General features: G+C 71.4%; 21 protein-coding genes and 2 pseudogenes. 13 read left to right on the top strand and 10 right to left on the bottom strand.

Annotation, left to right across the window (positions count from 1 at the left end; genetic code table 11):
- The first annotated feature begins 608 nt into the window (after positions 1-608).
- Positions 609-938: an antibiotic biosynthesis monooxygenase family protein gene (locus ABT137_RS27110; protein WP_351713281.1), complete on the top strand. Its 330-nt coding sequence runs from the start codon at positions 609-611 to the stop codon at positions 936-938.
- Positions 939-1,496: 558 nt separating this feature from the next.
- On the opposite strand, the gene ABT137_RS27105 is transcribed toward ABT137_RS27110, so the two are convergent.
- Positions 1,497-2,789, bottom strand: a complete 1,293-nt coding sequence (locus ABT137_RS27105) for an MFS transporter (RefSeq protein ID WP_351713279.1) — start codon at positions 2,787-2,789, stop codon at positions 1,497-1,499.
- A 297-nt stretch (positions 2,790-3,086) separates the two neighbouring features.
- On the opposite strand from ABT137_RS27105, the gene ABT137_RS27100 reads away from it, so the two are divergent.
- Positions 3,087-3,503, top strand: coding sequence for a nuclear transport factor 2 family protein (locus tag ABT137_RS27100; RefSeq protein ID WP_351713277.1), 417 nt, complete (start codon positions 3,087-3,089; stop codon positions 3,501-3,503).
- Positions 3,504-3,524: 21 nt separating this feature from the next.
- Here the strand turns inward: ABT137_RS27100 and ABT137_RS27095 are convergent.
- Positions 3,525-3,948 (bottom strand): annotated as a pseudogene (locus ABT137_RS27095) (transposase); the annotation flags it as partial.
- 366 nt (positions 3,949-4,314) lie between these two features.
- Here ABT137_RS27095 and ABT137_RS27090 point away from each other — a divergent pair.
- Positions 4,315-5,535 carry a hypothetical protein gene (locus ABT137_RS27090; protein WP_351713275.1) on the top strand — a complete coding sequence of 407 codons (1,221 nt, stop codon included), beginning with the start codon at positions 4,315-4,317 and terminating at the stop codon, positions 5,533-5,535.
- A gap of 14 nt (positions 5,536-5,549) precedes the next feature.
- Here ABT137_RS27090 and ABT137_RS27085 read toward each other — a convergent pair whose 3' ends face one another.
- Positions 5,550-6,479, bottom strand: a complete 930-nt coding sequence (locus ABT137_RS27085; protein WP_351713273.1) for a recombinase family protein — start codon at positions 6,477-6,479, stop codon at positions 5,550-5,552.
- Between the two features lie 182 nt (positions 6,480-6,661).
- Between ABT137_RS27085 and ABT137_RS27080 the strand changes: the two are divergent.
- Positions 6,662-6,862, top strand: a pseudogene (locus ABT137_RS27080) (antibiotic biosynthesis monooxygenase family protein); the annotation flags it as partial.
- 34 nt (positions 6,863-6,896) lie between these two features.
- Here the strand turns inward: ABT137_RS27080 and ABT137_RS27075 are convergent.
- Together ABT137_RS27075 and ABT137_RS27070 are read right to left on the bottom strand one after the other, a co-directional pair.
- Positions 6,897-8,138, bottom strand: a complete 1,242-nt coding sequence (locus tag ABT137_RS27075) for an NAD(P)/FAD-dependent oxidoreductase (RefSeq protein WP_351713271.1) — start codon at positions 8,136-8,138, stop codon at positions 6,897-6,899.
- Between the two features lie 112 nt (positions 8,139-8,250).
- Complete coding sequence (locus ABT137_RS27070; RefSeq protein ID WP_351713269.1) at positions 8,251-9,195, bottom strand: RNA polymerase sigma-70 factor; 945 nt, start codon at positions 9,193-9,195, stop codon at positions 8,251-8,253.
- Positions 9,196-9,513: 318 nt separating this feature from the next.
- Between ABT137_RS27070 and ABT137_RS27065 the strand changes: the two genes are divergently transcribed.
- A complete protein-coding gene (locus tag ABT137_RS27065; RefSeq protein WP_351713267.1) occupies positions 9,514-11,628 on the top strand; it encodes a SpoIIE family protein phosphatase in 2,115 nt (704 codons plus the stop codon).
- A gap of 87 nt (positions 11,629-11,715) precedes the next feature.
- Positions 11,716-12,156 carry an HIT family protein gene (locus tag ABT137_RS27060; RefSeq protein WP_351713265.1) on the top strand — a complete coding sequence of 147 codons (441 nt, stop codon included), beginning with the start codon at positions 11,716-11,718 and terminating at the stop codon, positions 12,154-12,156.
- 16 nt (positions 12,157-12,172) lie between these two features.
- On the opposite strand, the gene ABT137_RS27055 is transcribed toward ABT137_RS27060, so the two are convergent.
- Both ABT137_RS27055 and ABT137_RS27050 read right to left on the bottom strand, forming a co-directional pair.
- Positions 12,173-14,206, bottom strand: a complete 2,034-nt coding sequence (locus tag ABT137_RS27055; RefSeq protein ID WP_351713263.1) for a sigma-70 family RNA polymerase sigma factor — start codon at positions 14,204-14,206, stop codon at positions 12,173-12,175.
- 67 nt (positions 14,207-14,273) lie between these two features.
- Positions 14,274-15,662 (bottom strand): pyridoxal phosphate-dependent decarboxylase family protein, encoded by a 1,389-nt coding sequence (locus ABT137_RS27050; RefSeq protein WP_351713261.1) that lies wholly within the window; start codon positions 15,660-15,662, stop codon positions 14,274-14,276.
- 143 nt (positions 15,663-15,805) lie between these two features.
- On the opposite strand from ABT137_RS27050, the gene ABT137_RS27045 reads away from it, so the two are divergent.
- Both ABT137_RS27045 and ABT137_RS27040 read left to right on the top strand, forming a co-directional pair.
- Positions 15,806-16,297, top strand: a complete 492-nt coding sequence (locus ABT137_RS27045) for a MarR family winged helix-turn-helix transcriptional regulator (protein ID WP_351713259.1) — start codon at positions 15,806-15,808, stop codon at positions 16,295-16,297.
- Between the two features lie 107 nt (positions 16,298-16,404).
- Positions 16,405-18,804, top strand: coding sequence for a SpoIIE family protein phosphatase (locus ABT137_RS27040; RefSeq protein WP_351713258.1), 2,400 nt, complete (start codon positions 16,405-16,407; stop codon positions 18,802-18,804).
- Positions 18,805-18,832: 28 nt separating this feature from the next.
- Here the strand turns inward: ABT137_RS27040 and ABT137_RS27035 are convergent, their stop codons facing one another.
- The gene (locus tag ABT137_RS27035; protein WP_351713256.1) at positions 18,833-19,246 is read right to left on the bottom strand and encodes a hypothetical protein; all 414 of its coding nucleotides are present in this window, start codon (positions 19,244-19,246) and stop codon (positions 18,833-18,835) included.
- A 180-nt stretch (positions 19,247-19,426) separates the two neighbouring features.
- Here ABT137_RS27035 and pip point away from each other — a divergent pair, with 180 nt between their 5' ends.
- Entirely contained in the window at positions 19,427-20,389 is a 963-nt protein-coding gene (gene pip, locus ABT137_RS27030; RefSeq protein WP_351713254.1) for a prolyl aminopeptidase, read from the top strand.
- A 79-nt stretch (positions 20,390-20,468) separates the two neighbouring features.
- Here pip and ABT137_RS27025 read toward each other — a convergent pair whose 3' ends face one another.
- Positions 20,469-21,488 carry an aldo/keto reductase gene (locus tag ABT137_RS27025; RefSeq protein WP_351713252.1) on the bottom strand — a complete coding sequence of 340 codons (1,020 nt, stop codon included), beginning with the start codon at positions 21,486-21,488 and terminating at the stop codon, positions 20,469-20,471.
- A 168-nt stretch (positions 21,489-21,656) separates the two neighbouring features.
- Here ABT137_RS27025 and ABT137_RS27020 point away from each other — a divergent pair, with 168 nt between their 5' ends.
- Together ABT137_RS27020 and ABT137_RS27015 are read left to right on the top strand one after the other, a co-directional pair.
- Positions 21,657-22,235: a TetR/AcrR family transcriptional regulator gene (locus ABT137_RS27020; protein WP_351713250.1), complete on the top strand. Its 579-nt coding sequence runs from the start codon at positions 21,657-21,659 to the stop codon at positions 22,233-22,235.
- A 234-nt stretch (positions 22,236-22,469) separates the two neighbouring features.
- Positions 22,470-22,907, top strand: a complete 438-nt coding sequence (locus tag ABT137_RS27015) for an ester cyclase (protein WP_351713248.1) — start codon at positions 22,470-22,472, stop codon at positions 22,905-22,907.
- A gap of 179 nt (positions 22,908-23,086) precedes the next feature.
- On the opposite strand, the gene ABT137_RS27010 is transcribed toward ABT137_RS27015, so the two are convergent.
- Positions 23,087-24,289: an FAD-dependent oxidoreductase gene (locus ABT137_RS27010; RefSeq protein WP_351713246.1), complete on the bottom strand. Its 1,203-nt coding sequence runs from the start codon at positions 24,287-24,289 to the stop codon at positions 23,087-23,089.
- Between the two features lie 171 nt (positions 24,290-24,460).
- On the opposite strand from ABT137_RS27010, the gene ABT137_RS27005 reads away from it, so the two are divergent.
- Positions 24,461-25,276 carry a TetR family transcriptional regulator gene (locus tag ABT137_RS27005; RefSeq protein ID WP_351713244.1) on the top strand — a complete coding sequence of 272 codons (816 nt, stop codon included), beginning with the start codon at positions 24,461-24,463 and terminating at the stop codon, positions 25,274-25,276.
- Between the two features lie 29 nt (positions 25,277-25,305).
- Positions 25,306-26,181, top strand: a complete 876-nt coding sequence (locus ABT137_RS27000; protein ID WP_351713241.1) for a PhzF family phenazine biosynthesis protein — start codon at positions 25,306-25,308, stop codon at positions 26,179-26,181.
- Positions 26,182-26,196 lie beyond the last annotated feature (15 nt).

The raw sequence follows: 26,196 nt of genomic DNA, 5'->3' as shown, positions 1-26,196 counted from the left end.
GAGCCGCATACGCCCTCACCACCTACGACCTCTTCGGCCTCGACGACAGCGACGGGCACTTCCGGTGGTGCGTCGAACAGCTACGCCACAACGCCGTGTTCAGCGCCTGAAGTGCGTTTACGGCGACAGCCGCGGGAGTGCTCAGCAGCGCGACCAGGCTTCCCGGGACAGGAAGTGGGTGAGGTCGTCCAGGGCCTCACCTCCACGGAGACCTGAGGCCCTCGCAGTGCATCGACCACGACGCCGGCCAGCCGTTCCTCCCGGTAGTAGAGCTTCAGACCGAACTCTCGGTACTCGCCCTCCACAACGACATGGGCAGTTTCGTTCGCACGACGGCTACGCGTATGACGCTGAGCTTCCCCTGTGACCCCGCTCAGTGCCTCAGAAGGCTCGCCGGGAGCCATACCGAACCCCAGCGGCCCCACGCTCACGAATGGATCCAGAGTCCATCCCTGCCGTTCGTCGTCCGCCGGCACATGCCACCACTTGAACATGGCCACGGAAGCTACGGCAGCGCCACGGCAACACGGTCACCGGCTGCCAGATGTACCGAAGATAGGTCCCAGTCGCTCACGCCCTCCTGATCACCCCTGCGGCAGGATGGGCCCATGAGCGTAGTCAAGATCAACGTACTGACCGTGCCCGCCGACCAGCAGGAGACGCTGGAGAAGCGATTCGCCCATCGCGCCCACGCCGTGGAGAGCTCCGACGGGTTCGAGTGGTTCGAGCTTCTCCGTCCGGTTGAAGGCACTGACAACTACCTCGTCTACACGCGGTGGCGCGACGAGGAGTCGTTCCAGGCGTGGATGGAGGGGCCCATGAAGGCGGCGCACCAGGGCGGCGGTGAGGAAGGTGGCGAGAAGCCGAAGCCAGCAGCGTCGGGTTCGACCCTGTGGTCCTTCGAGGTGGTTCAGCAGGCCGAACCAAAGAACGCCTAGATCAGAGGCCACCTGGTCTTCATCACCGACCGGGGTGCACGTTGGCATAGACCACGGTCCTTCGGCTGCGCCATCTGTCGGCTTCCCCTCATACGCCGCTGCCGAGCTCTGGAGGCGCCCCACGGATCGCCTCAGAGGTGGAGTGGGTCTGAGCCTGTCCTCGGTCGAGGACAGAACGCGTGCAACCGGGCCTCTTCCTCGTCAAGGGAAGGGGCTCCACGTCTTGAGGGCATGCCCACCGACGCCGGCCCTCAAGTTGCGCTGTGGTGCCTGAACCGCTGGAGTCAACGCTTCGGTAGATGCACCACAAGAACCCTGCATGTTCAGCGCATCGCGGTCGAGGCTTCCGGTCAGCCGGAGGGCCAGTGGCACGTTGTAGGCCGCGCCATGTTCTCCGAGTCGGGACAAAAACCACAGTCCATGTCAGGCGTGGGAAAGCGGGATCATTGGTTCCCCCATCCGATGACGGTGTGACTGTCCTCGACGACACCCGTTCCTGGTGGCGGCGCCGGTCGTTCGGTCGGCCGTGGTGAACGGCCTGACGACATCGGGGTGTTGTCACGGCTTTTCGGCCACGGCTTCGGGTTCAGGTTCGGGTTCCTTGAGCGGGATGTCGCGCATGCCGCGCAACGGTGAGAAGAACAGCCACAGTCCCGCGCAGCAGCCGCCGGCGACGGCGATCCACAACGTGGTCTGGACGCCGAAGGCGGTGGCGAGCGCGCCGCCGGCCAGACCGCCGAGCGGCAGTGTGCCCCAGGTGATCCAGCGAGCGGCGGCGCTGACCCGGCCGAGCATCTCCGGCGGGCAGGCGGCCTGGCGGTAGCTGGTCAGCGAGATGCCCGCGACGGTGGAGGAGAAGGTCCACGAGATCCAGCCGATGCCGAACAGCAGGACCCACCAACCGCGCCCGGCCAGTGGGATGAGCAGACCGGGCAGCGACAGCACGGTCATCGAGATCCAGCTGATCCGCGCCGAGCCGAACCTCAGGGCGAGGTACCGTGCCGCCACGCCGCCCGCTACCCCACCGACGGCCCCCAGCGCCAGCAGCAGCCCGACCAGGCCCGGCCGTAGATGCAGCGTGCGGATCAGGAACACCGGGCCGAGGGTCTCCACCATGATGACGAAGAAGTTGGCGGTGCCGTTGAACGCCACCGAGTTGCGCAGGATGGGATCGCGGAAGACATGGTCGAGGCCCTCACGGATCTGCGACCGCAGCGTGGGACGCTGGTCGGCTTGTGGCCGGGGACGGCTCGGCTCACGGGTACGGATCGCCGACAACGAGCACGCCGAAAACGCGAAGGAGAACGCGTCGGCGGCCATCGCCCCCGCGGCGCCCACCAGCGTCACCAGCCCCGCGCCCGTACTGGGTCCGGCGATCTGCGCGACCGACCGGGAGGCGGCGAGCTTGCCGTTGCCGTCCATGAGCTGGTCGCGGTGAAGGACCGTCGGCAGATAGGCCTGGTAGGCGACCGAGAAGAACACGGAGAGCACGCCGGAGACCAGTGCGACCACATAGAGCTGAGCGAGCGTCAGCGCTCCGGCGGCGTGTGCCAGCGGCACCGAGCCGATCACCACGAACAGCGCGAGGTCGCACCAGATCATCAGCCGGCGCTTGGCGATCCGGTCCACTATGGCCCCGGCAGGCAGCGCCACCAGGAGAAACGCACTTGTCTCCGCCGCCGCCAATAGGCCGACCTGGAACGCGGAGGCTTCCAACAACACGACGGCGACCAACGGCAGAGCGAGAACGGTGATCTGCGTCCCCATCTCGCTGACCGTCTGGCCGCCCCATAACAGCAGGAATTCGCGATTGTGCCAGATCGAGGAACGCGTTCTGCTGTCGTCGGCCATTCATCAGATGGTGTCAGCGCCCCCAGTCCATGTCCATGCCACCCTCAGTCACAGACATCGCCGAAATCCCGTCAGCTGTGGCGCCGCTTCTCGTCCTGCATGAGTCCGGCCCGGTACTACAGCCGGTCGTTCACATGACGTGACGTGACGACCGGCATGAGGTGCATGCTCGCCCTGGCCTTCCTCGCCGATGTGCGGAGCCGACGCATACGCCCCCACCGCACCACCCTGTGAACCCACCGTCCCCACCGACGAGTAGGAGGAGGCGCTTTCCACGCAGGGCCGGAGGGGACACGTGTGTCGCTCGCTCTTGAAGATCGCTTGGCCATCACCGAACTGGTCTCGTTGCACGGTCACCTCGTTGACGACGGAAGCCTTGACCGGTTGGAGGAGTTGTTCACCGCCGATGTGGTCTACGACCTGACCGACTTCGGCCAGGAGCCGCTGTTCGGGGTGGCGGCTATCCAAGAAGCGGCATGGGCGCTGGGGGCCGCCAACCCTGTCGCACATCACGTCACCAACGTCGTCGTCACGGCATGGGCGGACGGCCGGGTGCGGGTCCGTTCCAAGGGGCTGGGTATCAAGGCGGACGGTTCCTGTGGTTCCGTCTCCTACGACGACACCGTCGTGCGTACCTCTGACGGCTGGAGGATCAGCCATCGCAGGGTCTCGCCACGCCGAACTCCCTTGGGCGGGATAACAAAGCCCGGCTGACCAGGCGCGTCCCGCCTGGTCCTAGCCGGTGAGGACGACATTGTGCAGGCGGGCAATGCCGAGCATGGCGTGGTGGACGCCGTCGCCCTTCAGGCGACAGTCGCGAAGGATCTTCCAGGTCTTCATGCGGGCGAAGACGTGCTCGACACGGGCCCGGACTTTGCGGTGGGAGGCATTGTGCTCCTCCTTCCACGCCGGAAGTGCGTCCTGCCCACGCTCGCGGCGGTGCGGGATGACCAGGTCCGTGCCCCGGTAATCCACCGTCGGCGATGACAACGGCCTTACCGACAGCGCCCTTGGCTCCGGACAGTTCCCATGCCTTGCAGTCGTTCCGGTTGCCGGGCAGGGGCCGGCCGACGGCGACGACGAGCCGGGTGTCGGCGTCGATGACGACCTGATGGTTGGTGGAGTACCGATAGTTCTTCGACTGCTCGGCGACCACGTGACCGCCATCGCGACCAACGCGTCTACTGCTCGAACACTCCGTCGGGTCCACTCCCTCAAGGACTGTCGCTATCACCGGATTAGGACGGCTCCGACGCCGTGATCACACCAGCCACATCAAGATCATCTCATGCGTGGCCGACCGTTGCGGGGCAACCCTTTAGCACTCGTGTCCTGAGCTGGTTTTCCTCGTTCTCTGGTCGCGGAGGGGGTTGCTGAAGGCCAGGGGTCATAGTGCTCGGATCCCGATGCGTTACCAGGAGGTGATCATGTGACGACTCCCCCCGGGCCCGCCTCAGGGTCCCGCTCCGGCTCGCACGTGATGGTGCGACGGGGCCTGACAAAATCCAAATGCTCACGGGCAGAAATGGCAGGGGTCCTGCTGGTCCTGCTCCTGACGGCGTTGCCGGTGGGCTGGTGCGGTCTCCAGGACTTCAGCGCGGCTCTGACTTTCCCGGGCTGCGTCACCGGAGCGGCCCTCATGTTGGCAGCCCTCACCATGTTCGTGGGTTTTGCCGCGGTCGTGGACTGTTGGATCCGCGGGCCGATTTCCAACTTCGGATTGATCGCGCTGATCAGTACCGGCGTGGCGTTGTTGACGAACACATTGCTCTTGCTTCAGACATGGAAGGACGGTGACAGAGTCCGCTATCCGGTACTGTTCGGTTTGCTTATGCTGGGTTCGCTGTGGGCTGTCGTCCTGGTGTGGCGGAGATTGGACGAGATTCCCACTCCGAAGCGGGTGGCTGCGGCACTGATCGTCTCCACAATTGTAGCGGTCGCCAATTTTAGTTACCAGAGCCTCTATCAGCCGTACCGGCGCGGGGTCGAACCTCTCGTGCATCTGAGCGTGGGCAAGGCGGTGCTCAGCGGGGACCGCAAGGCGTTCTCCGTGCCGGTCGACATCAAGCTCGTGAACCACAGTGATGTGGGTTTCTATGTGTTGGGCACTGAGTTCCACGCCATGGGGGAGTATGTGCCGCTGAGCAAGACGGACCGGGCCCGCGGGAAGTGGCGGTACGACGCCGAACAATGGGTCAAATACCGGGAGAAGCACCCGCTCTCCCGCAGGGAGGTCTACCAGCCCGGTGAGTTGGTGGCGGCACAGCCGTGGATTCCTGCCGGACACTGGGTCGAAGCAAGCAACGAATCGCTCACGCGAACCGTTATTCAGCTTCCCATCGACACGCCATACGACCATTTGGCGTTCTATGCCACCGTTAGCTTGGCGCGCAAAGACAGGCTCAATTTGGGGGCCTTTGGCCGGCCTGGCTACTCCTGGCAGGGCGTCGAACTGCCCCAGTGGATGAAGAGAGGGGAGAAGGAATACGACACCATCGTCCAAAGCGCCGAGGTGCAAGAGAACAATACAATCGACGAATACACGAGGGAACCGCGCCGCGTTACTACCTACTGGCGCTTTGGCCTCCATGGTGTAGAGGTGTCGGAGGTCATCGCACGGAAGGGCGAGGAAGGTCGCACATTTCCCGAACGGACGAACCGCGAGGTGCGGGACCGCTACGGCCTGGTCGACGTCCTGGTGGGCCCGATCGAACAGACGCTGTGGGACATCAAGAGCCGGCGCTGACCAGCCCTTCCAGCCTAAGCGTCGTCCTCCGTCCGGAAGAGCGGGGTAAGCCTCGTCCGGACTGGCTTGCGCCGCCCGACTGCCGGGCTGACCAAGACGGCCGTGAGCGTCTGCTCCACGTACGCCCGCTGTTCCGGCAGGGTGAGCCCCTCCCACTCCGCGCGCAGGTCGACCGGCTTTCCGTGCGCGGCAGTCTGCTGCTGCTCGACGGAGATGATCCGCTCCCACTGCCCGCGGACCGGTTCGCCATCGTCCCCGTAGACGATCTCCCAGCGTTCGTTCTCGGTTCCCGTGTCGGGGTTGAGGGTGCGTACCTTGCGTGAACGGATTCCGCAGATGCGCGCGTTACGCAGCACCATCTTGAGCTTGGTGGGGTTCCACGTGCTTCCGCGCGGCGTCGTCACCCCGGTCTCGTTCCAGCGGACTGGGAAGGCGCGCACCGGAGCACCGCCAAGGATGCCAAGTGCCGCTTCCCGCAGGAGCTTTGATTCGACCGGGTGCAGGGTTCGCTTGTCCTCCAGCCAGCCGAACGGTCGTACTCCCCCTGTCGGGATTCCCTCGCGTTCCAACGCTCTGTGCTTGCGTCGTACGCGCCTTGCCGTGTCGGCGGATTGCTCGTTGCTCATCGCCACGACCACGCGCGCCGTGGCACGCCCGTTCTCCGTGAGGAGATCAAGGCTGCCGTTGATGTCGATGATGGGCCGGCGGTGACGCTCCACGACGTCGATGGCGTCTTCAAGGTGCCGGTTGTCGCGTGTCAGGCGGTCGATGTCGTAGACGATCAGGCCGTCCAGGCGTCGGCCGTCGGGCGCTCGGCCGGACTTGAGGTCTTCCAAGGCGCCTTCGAAGACGGGGCGGATGACTCGGTAGGCCACTCGGCCGTCTGGGAGGCGGACGCGTTTCTTGCGCCATGCCGAGGTGTCGGGCTCGTAGTAGATGTGCACGCAGGTACCCCGCCATGGCGGGCTGTGTAGTCCCGGCCGTCGCGCTCCTGCTCCTTGGTGCTCTTGTTGTCGCGGCCGGTCATGGGGCCGCATCGTTGGCCAGCGCTCTCGGACGGTTCGCCGGCGGGCTCGTCGTCCTCGTCCGTGGACAGGCGGACTAGAACGGCCCAGTTCATCCGCACATCCTGTGCCCGGTCGAGGGGACCGAGCAGTACCTGGTGTACACGCGCTGGAAGGACGAGGAGTCCTTCCAGGCGTGGATGGAGGGGCCGATGAAGGCGGCGCACCAGGGGGGTGCGGAGGGCGAGCGGCCGAAGCCGGCGGCCTCCGGGTCGACGCTGTGGTCCTTCGAGGTGGTGCAGTCGGCGGGGCCGAAGGGCTGAGAAGGGCCGGGGCCGGTGCCTCCCGGGTGGGCGGTCAGGCCGGTGTCGGGGGCGTGGTCGCGAGTGGTGCGTCCGACCGGGCGGCATCCGGTACGACGCGGCGGCGCCGGGACGGGAGGCCGAGCATCGGGTGGGCCACGGCCCAGGCCGCGCCCTTGCAGATCAGTTCCTTGTAGCGGGCGGCCGGCCGGCCGGTCAGGGCCGCCCGTACGGCGCGGTCGTCGGCCGTGACGTACTGGATGAGGCCCTGCCTGCGGCCCAGCGAGACGCACTGGTTGAAGTAGCGGAGCGGGGTGTTGGGGAGCTTCCCGCCGGTCAGGCGGGCCGCGATGGCGTCGGCGGCCTGCCAGGCCATCGGGAGGCCCGAGGCGCAGGACATGCGGAGCGGGTTGCCGGCCGGGCCCGTCGCCAGGGCCGCGTCGCCGATGGCGTACACGTCCGGGTGCGAGACCGAGCGCATGGTCCGGTCGACGACGATCCGGCCCGCGCCGGTGACCTCCAGGTCGGTGGCCCGCGAGATGGGATGGACGGCGAAGCCGGTGGTCCACAGGGTGACCGCGGCCGGGACCGACCCGCCCTCGGCCGTGGTCACGTGGTCGCGCGCCACGGCGGTGACGGCGGTGTGCTCGTGCACGGTGACGCCGAGCCCGTCGACGACCTTCCGCAGGTGCCGACGGCCCTTCGGCGAGAGCCAGTCGCCGAGGGCGCCGCGCGCGGCGAGGGCGACGTCGAGGTCCGGGCGGGCCTCGGCGATCTCGGTCACGGCCTCCAGACCGGTGAGTCCGCCGCCGACCACGAGCACCTGCTGTCCGGCCTCCAGGGCGGCGAGGCGCCGGCGCAGCCGGAGCGCGCCGGGGCGGCTCGCGATCTGGTCGGCGTGCTCGGCGGCGCCGGGGACGCCCTGGTCGTTCCAGGCGCTGCCGAGGGCGTACACGAGGGTGTCGTACTCCAGTTCCTCCGGTTCCTCCAGTTCCTGCGGTTCCGGTGCGCCCTTCTCGGCGGTGGGGACCGTCGTGACCGTCCTGCGGTCGACGTCCACCGCCGTGACCCTCGCGAGCCTCAGCCGCACGCCGGTCCCCGCGAACATCTCGGCGAAGGGCCGCAGCCGCAGCTCCTGGCCGGTCGCGAGCTGATGCATCCGGACGCGCTCGACGAAGTCGGGTTCGGCGTTGACGAGGGTGATGGCGGCGTCCTCGGGGCGCAGCCGCCGGGCGAGGCGGCCGGCGGCGACGGCTCCGGCGTATCCGGCGCCGAGGACGACGATGCGGTGCTGCATGTCCGTGCTCCTGTCATCCAGCTCTTCAGCGGGTCGCCCCCTGAACCGGGCGGCCCGCCGTTTCCTGACAGGGATGCGGTGTGAAGCGGATCACATCGGAGTCGGCGGCGCGTCAGAAGAGACGGGCAAGGGGTTCGCCGTGGCCGGTCGCCGCCCACTGCCGGGTCGCGCGCTCCAGCTTGTCGGGGTTGACCTGGTTGCGGAACGCGGCGATGCCCTCGGTGGTGATCTCCAGGCACATCACGCCGAAGACCCGGCCGCCGACGACCGCCACCAGCGCGGGGCCGCCGTTGGCGGTCGTGGCGTACAGCTCGACGGAGCCGCCGGCCAGGGCCCGCTGGGCCGGGCCCTGTTTGAAGAGGCCCCGCATGAACTTCGCGACCGCGAGGGCACCCTCGAACGCCCTGGCCGCGGCCGGGACCTTCCCGCCGCCGTCACCGACCGCGACGGCGTCCTCGGTGAGCAGCCGGACGAGCGGCTCGGTCCGGCCGCTGGTCGCGGCCGCGAGGAACTCCTCGATGATCCGCCGGGCGGCGGCCTCGTCGACCTCGGCGCGGACCCTGCCCTGCGCGACGTGCTTCCTGGCCCGGTGCAGGATCTGCTGGCTGGCGGCCTCGGTGACGTCGAGGATCCGGGCGATCTCCCGGTGCGGGTAGTCGAAGGCCTCCCGCAGCACGTACACCGCACGCTCGGCCGGGGCAAGACGCTCCAGCAGGACCAGGACCGCGTACGACACCGACTCCCGCCGTTCCGCGGTGTCGGCGGGGCCGAGCAGCGGGTCGCCGGCGAGCAGCGGCTCGGGGAGCCACTGGCCCACGTACGTCTCGCGCCGGGCGCGGGCCGAGGTGAGCTGGTTGAGGCACAGGTTGGTGAGCACCTTCGTCAGCCAGGCCTCGGGGACCTCGACACGGCCGGTGTCGGCGGCCTGCCAGCGCAGGTACGTGTCCTGCACGGCGTCCTCGGCCTCGCTCGCGGAACCGAGGAGGCGGTAGGCGATGGCCGCCAGGCGCGGCCGGGCCGCCTCGAACCGGTCGACGTCGGTCACGGTCAGAGCCATGCCCCGGATCCTAAGCGCTCTGCCGGAAGCCGCGATATGCCGTCAGTCGACTGCGGCGCCGTCGTGGCCGGTCGCGCAGCTCCTCCCCCAGCCTTCGGCCGGGGGCACCCCCAGCGCCCCTCGGGGCGCTGCCGGACCGGAGCGGACTTCGCCGGACCGGCGCCGGTGGGGACGGCCGCAGGCGTCGGCAGATCGCCGTTGCCGCGAGAAAATATGCGCATATTGTCGCGAATAGGTGGTATACGCCGCCGTAGCGGGCCCGGGAGAGGCTCCGTGCGGCGTCCGCCGCCCACCGCACACGACCGGAGGACGAACGTCATGCGGCTCCGTGCCCGGCCCAGGGGTGACCTCGCGGTCGACGACGCCCTGGGCGTGGCGCTGGCCGACATGGTGCGCCGGACGGGGGCGGCGATCGGCGGTGTCTACCTCATCGAGGAGCCGGCCGCGCTGCTGCGCCTGGTGGCGCTGTGCGGGCTGCCCGTCGACTTCACCGCACCCTGGCAGCGGCTGCCGCTGACCGCCCCCGTCCCGGTGGCCGACGCGATCAAGGAGGACCACCTGGTCTGGGTCGGCTCCCAGGACGAGATGGCGCGCCGCTACCCGCGGACGGCGACCGTCCTGCCGTACCCCTTCGCGCTCGCCGCGGTCCCGCTGCGCGGGGTGCGCCGCCGCTGGGGCGGGGTCGTGCTGATGTGGCCCGCCGACCACCCGCCCCGGGCCACCACCCGCGAACGCCACCACATCACCGCCAGCGCCCGCGCGCTGGCCCGGCTCCTGGACGACTCGCCGGTGCCGCCCACCCTCCCCGACCGGCCGCGCGTCGTGACCGTGGACTCCCGGCACCACCCCGCCCAGACCGCGCCGGCCGCCGTCGACTACCTCGACCGGATCCCGGAGGGTGCCGTGTCGCTGGATCTGGAGGGCAGGGTCACCTTCATGTCCGCCCCGGCCGCGCGGCTGCTCGGCCGGGACGCCGACCGGCTGCTGGGCACCCGGCCCTGGCAGTCCCTGCCGTGGCTGGACGACCTGAGGTACGAGGAGCAGTACCGGCTGGCGGTCGTCAGCCGGGCGGCGGTGTCCTTCAGCGCGCTCCGCCCGCCGGACCGGTGGCTGACCTTCCACCTCCATCCGGACGCCAGCGGCATCAGCGTGCGCATCACCGCCGGGGCGGAGAAGGCGGCCGGAACGAGCGGGCGCGCGGAGCCGGCCCCGACCACGCCCGGACGCCTCTACCAGCTGGTCCACCTGGCGGCCGGGCTGACGGAGACGGTGACCACCCGGGACCTGGTCGCGCTGATCGCGGACCAGGTCCTGCCGGCGTTCGGCGCCCAGGGACTCATGCTCAGCATCGCCGAGGCGGGCCGCCTGCGGATCGCCGGGCAGCACGGCTACTCCGCCGAGGCCGTCGAACGCCTCGACGCCCTTCCCCTCGACACCGGCATCACCCCGGCCGGCCAGGTCCTGGCGAGCGGCGTCCCCGCCTTCTTCGGCAGCCCGGCCGAGCTGGCCCACAGCTATCCGCGGGTGCCGCAGGCCAGCGGGAAACAGGCGTGGGCCTTCCTGCCCCTGGTCATCTCGGGGCGTCCGGTCGGCTGCTGCGTCCTCTCCTACGAACGCCCCCACGTCTTCACCGCCGACGAACGCGCCGTCCTCACCCCGCTGGCAGGTCTGCTCGCCCAGGCCCTGGACCGGGCCCGCCTCTACGACACCCAGCACCACCTCGTCCACCAGCTCCAGCAGGCGCTGCTGCCGCGCCGCCTCCCCACCGTGCCCGGTCTCACCGTCGCCGCCCGCTACCTGCCGGCCGGGCACGGCATCGACGTCGGCGGCGACTTCTACGACCTGCTGCGCCTGGACGACACCTGCGCGGGCGCCGTCATCGGCGACGTGGAGGGCCACAGCATGGCCGCGGCCGCCCTGATGGGCCAGGTCCGTATCGCCATCCACGCCCACGCCACCGCCGGCGCCGCCCCGGACCAGGTCATCGCCCGCACCAACCGGCTGCTCGCCGACCTGACCCCGGACCTCCTGGTGACCTGCCTCTACGTCCACCTGGACCTGGCCCGGCGCGAGCTGACCCTGGCCGGCGCCGGCCACGTACCGCCGCTGCTGCGGCCGGCGGCCGGCCGGGCCCACCCCGTCTACCTGGACCCCGGACCGCCGCTGGGCGTCGACGCCTGCGCCCGCTACCCCCTCACCCGCGGCCCGCTCCCGGTGGGCGCCCTCCTCGCCCTCTACACCGACGGCCTCGTCGAACGCCCCGGCACCGACGTCGACCACGCCACCGCAGCCCTCGCCGAGCACCTCGCCCGCGCCGACGCCGACGACCTGGAGCACCTCATCGACGGCCTCGTCCACCAGGCCTGGCCGGCCGGCGGCCACACCGACGACCTCGCCGTGCTCCTGCTGCGGACCGGGCGCCCGCACTCCTGAACCCTCCTGAACCCTCCTGAAACCTCGTGAACCCTCGTGAACCGAGATCCGCTGACGGCCGCTCGGGACGCGGGGGATACTCACCGCATGCCGACGCTCTTTTCCCGGATCCTCGCCGGAGAACTGCCCGCCCGGTTCGTCTGGCAGGACTCCGAGGTCGCCGCGTTCCTCAGCATCGCCCCGCTGGCCCCGGGGCACACCCTGGTGGTGCCCCGGCGGGAGGTGGACCAGTGGACCGACACGGACGGCGAACTGCTGGCCCGCTGCGTCACGGTGGCCCAGGCGATCGGCCGCGGGGTGCGGCGCGCCTGGGACGCGCCCCGGGCCGGTCTGGTCATCGCGGGCTTCGAGGTGCCGCATCTGCACATCCATGTCGCGCCCGCCTGGGGCATGGCCGAACTCGACTTCTCCCGGGCCGAGTTGGAGACGGACGAGGCCGCCCTTGACGACGCCGCGGCGCGGCTGCGCACCGCGCTGCGCGAGCTCGGGTTCACCGAGCAGGTCGGGCACGCGGCGTCCGGCGGCTGACCCGACCGGACCCCCGTCAGCGGGGGTGTGCCGTGAAGACGTCGTGCAGGACGTCCATGTAGGCGCCGTGGCCGCTGGGGCTGGCCCAGGCCGTGGCGGACTCGGCGGCCGTGCCCTCGCCCCACTCGTTGTAGGTGACGAGAAGCTGGAAGGGCGCACCGGAGGTGGCGACGGTCGTGGCGTCGCGGCGGAACCGGTCGAGGTCACGGGGGACGACCGGTGCGTCGGCGTCGTACTTGTAGAAGCCCGGCGACAGGATCGCCGAGTAGCCCTGCTGGAGGTCCAGGCTGGACGCGTACTGGTGCCAGCCCTGCGGCTGGTTCGCGCACGTCCGGTAGCCGCCGAACACCTTGAGGACGACGTAGTAGCCCGCGGTGCGGTTGGCCTCGGTCCACCGGTCGACCATGTCGCAGCCGTCGTCGCCCGCCGCGTACACGAAGATCACCGGCTTGCCGTCGATGTGCAGCCAGGTCTTCTGGTCGGAGTACTTGCGCAGGTACACGAGGTCGCTGTGGATCTGGGTCACGGACGGGTTCCCGTACGCCTCGTTCTCGTAGTACGTCGTCCAGGAGAAGCCCAGCTCGGCGCCCTCGGACATCAGCAGCGGCATCCGCTTGTCCTCGCGCTTGCCGGCGCCCCACCAGGAGGCGATGCCGGCCTGCAGGCCGCCGTACTGCATGTCCTTGATCTGCCGGTCGACGGTCGCCGGGTCGTCCTGGTCGTAGTCGGACGCCGAGGCCGTGTACTGGCTGCCGCCGTCGGTGTGCGGGTTCTTGTCGTACCAGGGGTAGTAGAAGGCGGCGCGGACCGGGAGCTTCGTGTCGACGGTCGTGGGGTTCGGGGCCGCTGCCGCGGTGGTCGCCGGCTTCTTGGTGGGGTGGGGCCGGGTGGTCGCCGACGGCGAGGCCGATGTGGACGACGGCGAGGGGGAGGCGGACGCGGCCGGGGGCGCGGAGCGGGCGGTGGGCGAGGCGGAGAGCGCGGCGGCCGTGGGTGACGTGGGGTCGCCCGGGCCGACGGCCAGGGCGACCGCGGCGATCGTGACACCGGCGACGCCCGCGGCGGCCAGCGAGAGGAGGGCGGCGAGCTTTCCGGCGGAGGTCGCCTTGGCTGCATTGGCCGCCTTGGTCACCTTGGCCGCCTTGGTCAGCCTGGCCGTACGGGTGGTGTGCGCGACGGTGGTGGCGTGCGTGGCGGTGGTGGCGGTGGTGGCGTTGCCGCCGGCCGCCCGTAGGGCCGCCGCCGTCAGTGCGGCGAGTACCGGCGGGACCGGTACCAGGGCCAGGTCCGCGAGCAGCCGCTCGGCCGGGACCACGTCGGCTTCGGCGAACACCCCGTCGCAGACCGGGCATTCACGGGTGTGCCGGGCCACCCGCTTGCGCCACAGACCGCTCGGCCGGCCGTCCCAGCCGTACAGCATCCCGTCCAGGTCCGGGCAGCGCGGCACCGCCTCCAGGGCCCGCACCACGGCCCGCGCGACCTCCAGCCGGGCCTTCAGCCGCTGCACCCGGACACCCGCCTGCGCGGGCGGGATCTCCAGGGCTGCGGCCAGTTCGGCGCGGGTGAGCTGCCCGGCCACCTCCATCCACCACACGGCGAGCAGTTCGCGGTCCTCCGCGTCCAGCCAGCGGGTCGCCTCGGCGGTCTCGCGCCGCTGGTCGGACAGGTGCAGCACGGTGATGGTGAGGTCGGCGAAGTCGGCCCCGGGATCGGCGAGTTGCGCGGTCTCCTCCAGCCACTCGGCGTCGGCCTGCGGCGCCGCCCGCCGCAGCCGCCAGTGCCGGCGCACCTGGCGCATCGCGATCGCCACCAGCCAGGAACGGAACGCGGCGGGATCGCGCAGCTGCCCCACGTCGCGGACCATCTGGAACATGACGTCCTGGACGACGTCGTCGGTGTCGGAGGGTGCGTTCAGGGCGCGCCCGACGACGTTGTAGACGAGGGGCAGATGGTCCGCCACGAGCACGTCGAGCGCCCGCTGGTCGCCGGCCTGCGCGGCACTGACGACGGCGGTGTGCGCGTCATGTCCACTGGGTGAGAAGTCGCTCATACAAGGGGAGGGTCGGTCGACGCCGTCGGCATAACAGAAAACCGCGTAACGGGAAGCCGCGGCCAGACTATCGGGCGGACTCCTTCGGCCCGCTCGGGTGGACGACCAGCCGCTCCACCCGCTCGTGCAGGTCCTCGACGTGGTCCTCCGACTCCGGCTTCATCAGGACGCTGCGCAGGATCCGGGCGCCGTCCGCGTCCGCGGTGATCTTGGGGTGGCGGGCGGCGAAGGCGGCGCGGTCGGCCTTGAGGGTGCTGAGGAAGACCGGGTCGGGGGCGGCCATGCCGTCGGTCAGGACGCGGGCGGAGGCGGCGTCGATCGCCGTGAGGGCGGCCGGGTCGGTGGCCGGGAAGTAGGTGACGATGTCCAGCTGGGGGTGCTGGTAGAGCTCCAGGGCGTCCGACGCCTCGATCAGGTCCGCCCAGCGCAGGGCGGCCCGGCGCCCGGCCGCCAGTACCTTGCCGAGGCCGTCGGGTGTGGGCGGCAGGAGCCGGAAGGTGAGCCACAGGGCCGCCGCCGCGGCACCGGCGCGGGAGCACTCCAGGCTGATCTCGCCCAGGTGGAGCTCGCCGGAGGTGAAGTAGGTGTACGGCGAGTCGTGCAGGTAGAAGCGGCCGACCTCGGGGTCGCGGAAGAGGACGGCCCCGCAGCCGTACGGCTGGAGTCCGTGCTTGTGCGGGTCGACGACGATCGAGTCGGCCCGGGCGAGGGCCCGCCAGGGCTCGGGCGGCAGCCCCTCGGGGCCGTCGGCGCCGGCGAGGAGCGTGAAGAAGCCGCCGTAGGCCGCGTCGACGTGGACGCGGACGCCGTACCGCTCGGCGAGCGGCAGGATCTCGTGGACGGGGTCGACGGCGCCGAGCCCGGTGGTGCCGGTGGTGACGACGACGGTGCCGACGTCACCGGTCTCCAGTACGTCCGCCAGCGCGTCGAGGTCCATCCGGCCCTGGTCGTCGGTGCGGACGGGATGGCTGGTCATGTCCAGGACGTGGCACATGCGGCCGTGGGTGTAGTGGGCGTCGGCGCTGTGCGCGATGCCCCGGCCGGGGTGGAGTTCGCGGGCGACGAAGAGGGCTTCCAGGTTGGCGATGGTGCCGCTCGTGGTGAGGTGGCCGAGGTGTGTGCCGTACCCGAACATCGCGGCGAGCTGCGCGACCGCCTCGCGTTCCATCGCCGCGGTGGCGGGGCCGCCGTCCAGGGCGTGGTTGTTGGGGTTGATCAGCATCGCGGTGAGGTGGCCGACCACCGCGGCGGGGTGCGGGGGCTTGAGCATCTGGCCCGCGTAGTGCGGGTGGAAGAAGGGGTAGTTGTCCTTCAGCCGGTCCGTGAACTCGGCGAAGACCGGAGCGAAGCGGTCGTCGGCGACGTCGAGGGACGGGTGGGACCGGTAGGGGCCGAAGGTGCCGGCCCACTGCTGTATCGCCTCGGTGGCTCGGCCGAGCCAGTGCTGCAGATCCACGGATCTTCCTCTCGCTCGCGGTGCTCCCACCGTACGATTTAATTGACCAGTCAGCAATCATCTAGTCAGCAATCATTCCGTCAGTAATTGAGTGCGCAGCCATTGCCTCGGCAGTAGGTGCGGTCGCAGTAAGGTCGGTCGCGATGAACTCCACGCCCCAGCACGACGCCGAAGCCGCCACCCGTGCCGCCAACAGCCCGCTCGTCCGGGACTTCGGGCTGCTGATCACGTCCGCCACCCGCCTGGAACAGCGCATCGACAGCGCACTGCGCCGGGAGTGCGGGATCAGCCACACCATGCTGGAAGTGCTGATACTGCTCTGCCGGCGATCCGGCGAGGAGGTCTCCCAACGGCAGCTGGCCGACGGCCTCACGCTCACCAGCAGCGGTACCACCCGACTGATCGACCGCATGGAGGAGGCGGGGCTGGTCCGGCGGGTGCCGTCCCCCGGCGACCGGCGGGTGGCCCTGGTGGAGCCGACCGCCGAGGGGCGTACGGCGTTCCTGGGCGCGGCCGCCGTGCACGCCCGGGTCGTGGAGGAGTTCTTCGTCGGGCCGCTGACCGCCGACGACTACACCCGGCTGACCGGCGCGCTGGCCGCGATCGACCGGGCCCTGCGCGGGGACACCGGCTGACGGCTCCACGTCGCCATCACCGCACGCCGAGCCCGCCGAGCCCGCCGGTTGTAGGGGGTTCCGGGCAGCGCGATCCTGGGAGGGGTACCCGGACAGCCGGAGGCACCATGGAGGGTCGCGTACCGGAGGACCTGGCGGTCGTCGTCGACGCCGGCGGGGCGGTACTGGTGTGGAGTGCGGGTGCCCGGCTGCTGCTCGGGTACGAGCCCGCCGAGGTCGTCGGCCGTTCCGCCCGGATGCTGCTCGCCGCCGACCTGCCGGTGTCCGCGCGCCGGCACCTCGCCGACGGGCAGCGCTGGTCCACCGAGGTGGCGCTGCTGCACCGCAACGGCGACCGGATCGTCGTACACCTCCAGGGCGTTCCGCTCGCGGACACGGGCGACAGGCCGCTCTGGCTGGTGACCGGTGCCCCGCGGACGACCGTGGCCGGACGCGACCAGCCCGGGGCGGCGACCCTGTGGGACCTCACGCTCGCCCAGCTGCCCACGCCGGTGGCGATCTACGACTGTGAGGCCCGGTTCGTCGCCGCCAACGACGCCATGTCCCGGATCATGGGCCTGTCCGCGGCGGAGATGCGGGGCCTGACCCTGTCGGAGATCGAGCCCAGCTTCCCCTTCGACGAGTACGACCGCCTCCAGCGGCAGGTCCTGCGCACCGGACGGACGATCTTCCACGAGCAGCACGCCCAGGCTCCCGGGGAGACCCGGGAGCACTCCTGGTCGATGTACTTCTCCCCGCTGAAGGACGAGAGCGGCACGGTGCAGGGCCTGTCCGCGGTCGTCTTCGACACCACGGAGCAGTACTGGGCCCGCCGCCACCTGGCCGTCCTCAACGACGCCAGCATGCGCATCGGCACCACTCTGGACGTGACCCGCACCGCCGAGGAGCTGGCCGAGGTGGCCGTGTCCGGCTTCGCGGACTTCGTCACCGTCGACCTGCTGGAGTCCGTCGTCCTCGGCGACGAGCCGGTGCCCGTGACACCGGGCGAACCGGCCGCCGTGCGCCGGACGGCCCAGCGGTCGGTGCTGGTGGGCTGCCCGGAGGCGGCGGCCGCCCCCGGCGACGCGTTCCGCTACCCGGTGGACACGCCCCCGATGTGGACGCTGCTCACCGGCCACGGCACCCGCCACCGGCCCGGCGACCCGGGCATGCAGGAGTGGCTCAGGACCTCCCAGGCCCGCGCCGAGTCCGTCGCCCGGCACCGGATCCACTCGGTGCTGATGGTCCCGCTGCGGGCCCGCGGCGTCACCCTCGGCCTCGTCCACTTCCTGCGGCACCGCACCCCCGAGTCGTTCACCGAGGACGACCAGCGGCTCGCGGAGGAGATCGTCGCCAGGGCCGCGGTGAGCGTGGACAACGCCCGCCGCTACACCCGGGAGCGCCGCACCGCGCTCGCCCTGCAGCGCAGCCTGCTGCCCGGCCGGCCGCCGGGCCTGGCGGCGACGGAGGTGGCCTACCGCTACCTGCCCACCGGGGCCGGCGCGGACGTCGGCGGCGACTGGTTCGACGTGATCCCGCTCTCCGGCGCCCGGGTCGCCCTGGTCGTCGGCGACGTCGTCGGCCACGGCATCCGCGCCTCGGCCACCATGGGCCGCCTGCGGACAGCGGTACGGACGCTGGCGGACGTCGACCTCGCCCCCGACGAACTCCTCACCCAGCTGGACGACCTGGTCATCCGGCTCGACCGCGAGGAGGGCCCGGAGGTGCCCGGCCGGGCGGAGACGGCGTCGTCCGGGGACGTCGGCGCGACCTGTCTGTACGCCGTGTACGACCCGGTGACCCGGCGCTGCACCATGGCCCGCGCCGGTCATCCGCCGCCGGCCCTGGTCACCCCCGGCGGCGACGTCCGCTTCCTCGACCTTCCGGCCGGCCCGCCGCTCGGCCTGGGCGGCCTGCCCTTCGAGTCCGCCGAGGTGGAGCTCGCGGAGGGCAGCCTGCTCGCCCTCTACACCGACGGCCTGGTGGAGACCGCCGACCACGACATCGAGGTGGGCCTCGGCCTGCTCCGCCGGGCCCTCGCCGACCCCACCGCGCCCCTGGAGGAGACCTGCGACCACGTCCTGCGCACGGTCCTGACCGACCACCCGGCCGACGACATCGTCCTCCTCCTCGCCCGCACCTCCGCCCTGGACGCCGCCAAGGTCCGCACCTGGCAGCTCCCCCAGCACCCGGCCGCCGTCGCCGGGGCCCGCAAGATGGCCTGCGAGCAGCTGGAGGCCTGGGGCCTGACGGACGCGGCCTTCGCCACCGAACTGATCGTCAGCGAACTGGTCACGAACGCGGTCCGCTACGGCGACGGCCCGATAGCCCTCCGCCTGATCCGCGACGCCTCCCTCATCTGCGAGGTCTCCGACGGCAGCAGCACCGCCCCGCACCTGCGCCGGGCGCGCGTCTACGACGAGGGCGGCCGGGGCCTGCTCCTGGTCGCCCAGGTCTCGGAACGCTGGGGCAGCCGCCAGACCCCCACCGGCAAGACGATCTGGGCGGAACAGCCGCTCTCGGCGTGAGCCGCGTGAGCCGTACGACCCACGTGACCTATCGGGGGGTGAGCGGCCGGTCCCGCCGCAGCGTGTCGGTCGCGGCGGACACGACGGCCGAGGCGACGGCGGAGGCGACGAAACTCCCCACCATGACCAGCACCACCCCGACCATGAACAGTCCACTGGCATCGCCCGACCAGTCGACATAGGCGGCGAGGGTCAGCCCCGCGGTCGTACCGCCCACGGCAGCGGCACTGTTCCCCCGGGCCGCCGCGCAGCACACCGCCGCGAGCAGGGTCACGGCCAGCCCGGCGACCTGCCACGGCTGGTACGGCCCGCTGACCGAGCCGTCGGCCCGCACGTCGTATCCCTGGTCCCAGCCCAGCCAGACGGCCCAGGCCGCCACCGCCACCCCGGCCAGCACGAATGCCGGCACCACCGCCCGGAGAACGGGCCTCTGAAGTCCCATGTCCCCAGCGTTCCGGCCGGGGACGGGCGCCGAACAGAGTGCGGATACTCAGACCGACCCGAGTACGCGCGCCGGCGCGGCGTCCGCCCGGGCGGACCTTCCGGGCCTTCGCGACCTCCTCCTCGCCCAACTCGGGGAAGATGAAAGGCTGTTCCTGCCCCTTTCCGGAAGGAGAGCACCATGCCCAAGGATGTCCCGCCCATCGAGCCCTACGCCCATGGGCTTCTCGATGTCGGGGACGGGCAGCGGGTCTACTGGGAGACCAGCGGCAACCCCGCGGGGAAGGCCGCCCTGTGTGTGCACGGCGGCCCGGGCAGCGGCGGGCGGCGGCACAGCCGCAGGCTGTTCGATCCCGACGTGTACCGGATCGTCCTCTTCGACCAGCGCGGCTGCGGCGAGAGCCGGCCGCACGCCTCCGACCCGTCCGTCAGCCTCGCGCACAACACCACCGACCACCTGATCGCCGACATGGAACGGCTGCGCGAGCACCTCGGCGTCGAACGCTGGCTCCTCCACGGCGGCTCCTGGGGCTCGACGCTGATCCTCGCCTACGCCGAACGCCACCCGGAGCGGGTCTCCGAGATCGTCATCGCCGGCGTCACCATGACCCGCCCCGAGGAGACCGACTGGCTCTACCACGGCGTGGGCCGCCTGCTCCCGGGCCCCTGGGAGGCCTTCCGTGACCACCTCCCGCCCGCCGACCGCGACGGCAGCCTGGTCGCCGCCTACAACAGGCTGCTGAACGATCCGGACGCGGCGGTCCGGGACGGCGCGGCCCGTGCCTGGGTCACCTGGGAGGACGCCGTCATCGCCCATGAGGCGCTGGGCAGCCCGGGCGCCTACAGCGACCGGCCCGACGACGCCCTGATGGCCTTCGTCCGCATCTGCGCGCACTACTTCGCCCACGACGCCTGGCTGGAGGACGGACAGCTGCTGCGGGACGCCCACCGGCTGGCCGGCATTCCGGGAGTGCTGATCCACGGCCGGCTGGACATCGGCAGCCCGCTGAAGACCGCGTGGGAGCTGGCGAAGGTCTGGCCGGACGCGGAGCTGAAGGTGATCGACGACGCGGGGCACACCGGCAGTCCCGCGATGCACGAGGCGGTCCTGGCGGCGATCGCGCGGTTCGGTGAAGGCGGGTGACGGGGGCCGGGACCGGGGCGGCCTGCCCGTGAGCTCGTCACCTTCGCCGGCTTTGTCGGCTCGTCGGCCCGTTGGCTCGTCAGCGGCGGCGTAGGGCCGGGTCGAGCAGGGCGGGCGGGGTGTCGTACTTCTCGTGTGCGGCCAGGTCGGTGCCGGGGGCGACGATCGCGTCGATCGCGTCCAGGACGTCGGCGGAGAGCACGGTGTCGGCGGCGGCGAGCTGGGAGCGCAGGTGGTCCTGGGTGCGGGGGCCTATGAGGGCGCTGGTGACGGCGGGGTGTGCGGTCACGAAGCCGAGAGCGAGCTGGATCAGGGTCAGCCCGGCCCCGTCGGCGACGGCGGCCAGCCGCTCCACGGCGTCGAGCCGGGCCTGGTTGGCGGGCAGGGCGAGGTCGAAGCGGTCGGGAAGGAGGGTGGCGCGGCTGGTGGTGACGGCCCGACCCCTGCGCACGGCGCCGGACAGCCAGCCGGAGGCCAGCGGGCTCCACACCAGCACGCCCATCCCGTACTCCTCGGTCACGGGCAGGACATGGGACTCGACGCCCCGCTGGAGGAGGGAGTAGCTGGGCTGTTCGGTGACGTACCGGCTCAGGCGGTGCTCGCGGGCGGCCCACTGGCCCTGCACGATCCGGTACGCCGGGTAGGTCGAGGAGCCGAAGTGGCGGATCTTCCCGGCGCGTTGCAGATCGGTCAGCGCCGACAGGGTCTCCTCGTCGCTCGTGGCCGGGTCCCAACGGTGCATCTGGTAGAGGTCGACATGGTCGACGCCGAGCCGCCGCAGGCTGTTCTCCAGCTCGGTGAGCAGCCATCGCCGTGACCCGCCCCGGTGATTGCGCTCGTCGCCCATCGGCATGCCGGCCTTCGTGGCCAGCACGATGTCGTCGCGGCGGCCGGCGATGGCCTTGCCGACCATCTCCTCCGACTCGCCCTGCCCGTACATGTCGGCGGTGTCGATCAGGTTGATCCCGGCGTCCAGGGCGGCGCCGACGATCGCGGTCGCCTCCTCCTGGGTGGTCCGGCCGATCGCCCCGAAGTTCATCGCGCCGAGCCCGAGCGCGCTGACCTGCACACCGGTACGGCCCAAAGTGCGGTACTGCATGGCTGACTCTCCTCACATGACACACTCGACACAAACGGAACGATGTCCCGTTTCACGTCTTCGACGATACGGAACACTGTCCCGTTTGACAACGCCCCGATAGAGTGACCGCGAAGAGAGCACCCGTTGAAGGACGCCCGACGAGGGACGCCCGATGAAGGACACGCGATGAAGGACGAGGAGCAGGCGGTCCGGCCCCGGCGGGCGGACGCCCGGCGCAACGAGACGACGCTGCTGGAGGCGGCCGCGGCGGCGTTCGTCGCGTCCGGCGTGGAGGCGCCGGTGCGCGACATCGCGGCCCGCGCGGGCGTCGGCACAGCGACGATCTACCGGCACTTCCCGACCCGCGCCGACCTGATCATCGCGGTCTACCGGCATCAGGTGGACGCCTGCGCCGAGGCCGGCCCGGCCCTGCTGACCAGCGCCCCGACCCCGTACGACGCGCTGCGCGAGTGGATCGACCTGTTCGTGGACTTCCTGGCCACCAAGCACGGCCTCGCCGCCGCCCTGCACTCCGACCAGGCGGGCTTCGACGCCCTCCACGGCTACTTCCTGGACCGCCTCGTCCCCGTCTGCACCCGGCTCCTCGACGCGGCGACCGAAGCCGGCGAGATCCATGCCCACCTGACGGCGTACGAGCTGATGCGCGGTGTCGGCAACCTCTGCATCGGCGCCGAGAACGACCCGCGCTACGACGCCCGCCGCCTGGTCGGCCTGCTCGTCACGGGGCTGCGCCGCACGACGTGACGTGCCGGGCATGACAGGCAGGTGCGAGGCCTGCGGCAACCCGCCGAGACCGCGCGCTCAAGCCCCTTGCCGCCACCGGCCAGGTCCCGTTCGAGCTCCTCGCCCGGCCTCCCCCTCACATGTTCAGGTGAGATCCCGGAATCGACGACCGGGATAACCTCCGGTCGTCCGGCGCCGATCGGCCCGGTGCGACACCTTCCGCGACACGGGGCATGGGAAAAGAGGCAGGGCCAGATGACCAAGAGCGACGAATCGTTCATGACCGTCGAAGAGGCTCGCAGGATTTCCGCGCCGCTCTACGAGGCGCTGAACAGACCGAGCGAGAAGAACGTGCCGGAACTCCTGGCCCAGGCGTGCAACGACGACTATCACTCGTACCACACGAATCAGGAGTTCCTGACGCGTGACCAGTTGGCCGACGTGTTCGAGGCCATGGGAGAGACCGTGCCCGATCTGGCGTGGGAGGTCGTCGACATCCAGGTGGTCGACGACATGATGATCGTGCGCGGAGAGGCGACGGGGACGCCGGTCAAGGAATTCTGGGGTGCTGCTCCGACCGGGAAGTCCTTCAGGACGATGGCGATCGATGTATTCACCGTTCGCGACGGAAGGCTGGCGAAGGGATACCACATCGAGAATTGGGCGACGGCGATCCAGCAGCTCGACGCCTGACACGAGGCGGTGATCACCGCCGGGACCGCGGCCCGGCTCGGACCGGCTCGGGGGCCTGGTCGGGGTCGGCCCCGTGCTCCCGCAGGGCACCGGCGAGCAGGGAACAACTCCCCGAGGCCCTCCCGGAGAAGCGCCTCAAGCCGGTCTTCGTACGGGACTGCCGTGCCGTGACGTGACGCTCACGCGGTCTGCCCGGCTCCGGATCCCGCCCCAGCCCCCGCTCCGGTGAACATGGCGATCAGGCCGTGCGGGGAGTCGTCGCCGAACATGTGCTCGTGCAGGTCGGCGGCGTCGGCGGCCTCCGCGGCGCTGCGCGCGAACATGGCCTGCTCGTACGCGGACAGGGCGGCCTCGGTGTCGTCGGGGTGGGCCGCGAGGGCCTTGCCGAGTTCGGCGCCGTCGTACATCGCCAGGTTGGCGCCCTCACCGTTCGGGATCATGAGGTGGGCCGCGTCGCCGACCAGAGTCACCCCCGGCACCCGCTCCCACCGGTGCTCGGCGAGCAGGGTGTGCAGGGGGCGCAGCACCGGAGCGGTGTCGGCGTCGGTGATCAGCGCGGTGAGCTCCGGGGCCCAGCCGTCGAACTCCGCCGCGATGCGGGCGGCGGCCGCGGCCGCCCCGGCGGGACCGGCGGAACCGGCGGAACCGGCGGAACCGGCCGGCCCGTTGAAGCCGGCGTCGGCGAACCACTCCAGCGACCTGCGCAGCGCCACGTAGGTGTGGAGAGTCCCGCCGGTCTCCCGGTGGGCCTGGATCCCCTTGCCCGGCGCGAGAGCGAACATCGCCCCGCCGCCGACCGCCTTCGCGGCGGCCGGGTGCCGGGTGTCGGCGTCGTACAGGTAGGTCTCCACGAACGAGGTGCCGGTGTACTCGGGTACCGCCGCGGACAGCAGCGGCCGTACCCGTGACCACGCGCCGTCCGCGCCGACCAGCAGGCTCGTGGTGACGGCGGTGCCGTCGGCGAACGTCACCTCGTGGCGGCCCCCGCCCACGGCACGGACGGCGCCGGCCTTGTGGCCCCAGCGGACGGTGCCGGCCGGCAGCGATGCGAGCAGGATCCGGCGCAGCTCGCCGCGCAGCACCTCGGGGCGGCCCCGCGTGCCGTCGTCGGCCTCTTCGAAGAGAACGGTGCCGTCGGCGGCGAGCGCCCGGGTCGCCTCGCGCCCCTCCAGGACGAGGGCGCGGAACTCCTCGTACAGGCCTGCCTCCCGGAGCGCCGGCTGGCCGTTGTGCTCGTGGATGTCGAGCATCCCGCCCTGTGCGCGGGCCGCCGGAGAGGCCTCCGCCTCGTAGACGGTGGCCGGGATGCCGTGGACGTGCAGGACGCGGGCGAGGGTGAGGCCGCCGAGTCCGGCTCCGATGATCGTGACGGGCGTACGCATGGTGACTCCTCGGGGAGGGCGGGGCCGGCCTCTTGCGGCCGACGGCCCGACGGGACTGCAACGGACTGCAACGGACTGCAACGGACCAGAACGGAACTGACTGGAACAGCATTCCAGTCTGGAATGCTGTTCCATGTTGGAACGGCGCTCCAGCCATGTCAAGATGGCGCCATGGCAACGCGGACACGCCGGTCACAGCGGCGCACAGACGCGCTCTCCCGCGAGCGCATCGTCGAGGCCGCCGTCGAGCTGCTGGACACGGCCGGCGAGAGCGGGCTGACGTTCCGGGCACTGACCGAACGGCTCGCCACCGGGCCCGGGGCGATCTACTGGCACGTGGCGAACAAGGACGAGCTGCTCGCCGCCGCCACGGACGCGGTCGTCACCGCCGCCGTGGCCGTCGGCTCCGCCGTCGAGGCCCCGCAGCCACCGCCGGAGGGGTCCGGGGCCCCGGCCTCGCCGCAGGACGGGATCCGGGGCGTCGCGCTCGGGCTGTTCGACGCGATCGCGCGGCATCCGTGGCTGGCGACACAGCTCGCCACGCAGCTCTCCCGCAGCCCCTGGGGGACGGTCACGCCGCGGATCTTCGAGAGCATCGGTCAGCAGGTCCGCGCCCTCGACGTGCCCGAGAGCAGCTGGTTCACGGTGACCTCCGCGCTCGTGCACTACGTCCTCGGCGCCGCCGGCCAGAACGCCGTGAACAGCGCGATCGGCCGTGCTCTTCCGCCCGGCGTGGACCGCGCCGGGTTCCTCGACACCGTGTCGAAGGCGTGGGAGGAACTCGACCCCGACGAGTACCCGTTCACCCGGGCCGTCGCGGACCAGATGCGCGGGCACGACGACCGCGAGCAGTTCCTCGACGGCATCGATCTCGTCCTCGCCGGCATCACCGCCACCCACCAGCACCGGCGCGACCGCCCCCGACCCGACCACCCGCGGCAGGACCGGCCCGGCGACATCCGCGCCCAGGAACAGCCTCAGGAATAGCCTTCGGCCCGCCCCACGTTGCCGCGACCATGACGACGAACGCGCCCCGGCCCGAGATCCTGCGCTACACCGCCTTCTCCAGCTCCCCCGCGGGCGGCAACCCCGCCGGCGTCGTGCTGGACGCCAGCGGTCTGGACGACGCCGGCATGCTCGCCATCGCCGCCGAACTCGGCTACTCGGAGTCCGCGTTCCTGACCGCGCCCCCGGAGGGTCTCGGCGGCCAGGACGGACGGGCGTACACCATCCGTTACTTCAGCCCCAAGGCCGAGGTGCCGTTCTGCGGGCACGCCACCATCGCGACCGCCGTCGCGCTCGCCGAGCGGACCGGCCCCGGGGAGCTGGTGTTCGCCACCCGCGCGGGCACCGTGCCGGTGGCGGTGACCGAGGAGGGCGGGACGGTCCGGGCCACGCTCACCAGCGTCGAGCCGCACACCGAGGAGATCGCCGCCGCCGACCTCGCGGAGGCACTGGCCGCGCTCGACTGGCCGGCCGCCGACCTCGACCCGGCCTTCCCGCCCCGCATCGCGTTCGCCGGCGCCCGCCATCTGGTGCTCGCGGCCGCGACCCGCACCCGGCTCGCGGACCTCGCCTACGACTTCGCGCGCCTCGAAGCGCTGATGCACCGACTGGACCTGACCACCGTGCAGTTGGTGTGGCGCGAGTCGCCCGACGTCTTCCACGTCCGTGACCCGTTCCCCGTCGGCGGGGTCGTCGAGGACCCGGCGACCGGCGCCGCGGCCGCCGCGTTCGGCGCCTACGTCCGTGAACTCGGCCTGGTCCCCGAGGACGCCGTCCTCACCCTCCACCAGGGCGAGGACCTGGGCCGCCCCGGCGAACTCACGGTCACCCTGCGCGCGGGCGACCCACGTGTCCACGTCGGCGGCACCGGAACCCGCATCGCCTGAGCCCGCCAGGGCTCC

The sequence above is a fragment of the Streptomyces sp. NPDC001980 genome, assembly GCF_040296885.1.
Taxonomy (GTDB): domain Bacteria; phylum Actinomycetota; class Actinomycetes; order Streptomycetales; family Streptomycetaceae; genus Streptomyces.
The sequence above is the reverse complement of the archived record's forward strand: the minus strand, read 5'-3'. Positions and strand labels throughout refer to the sequence as shown.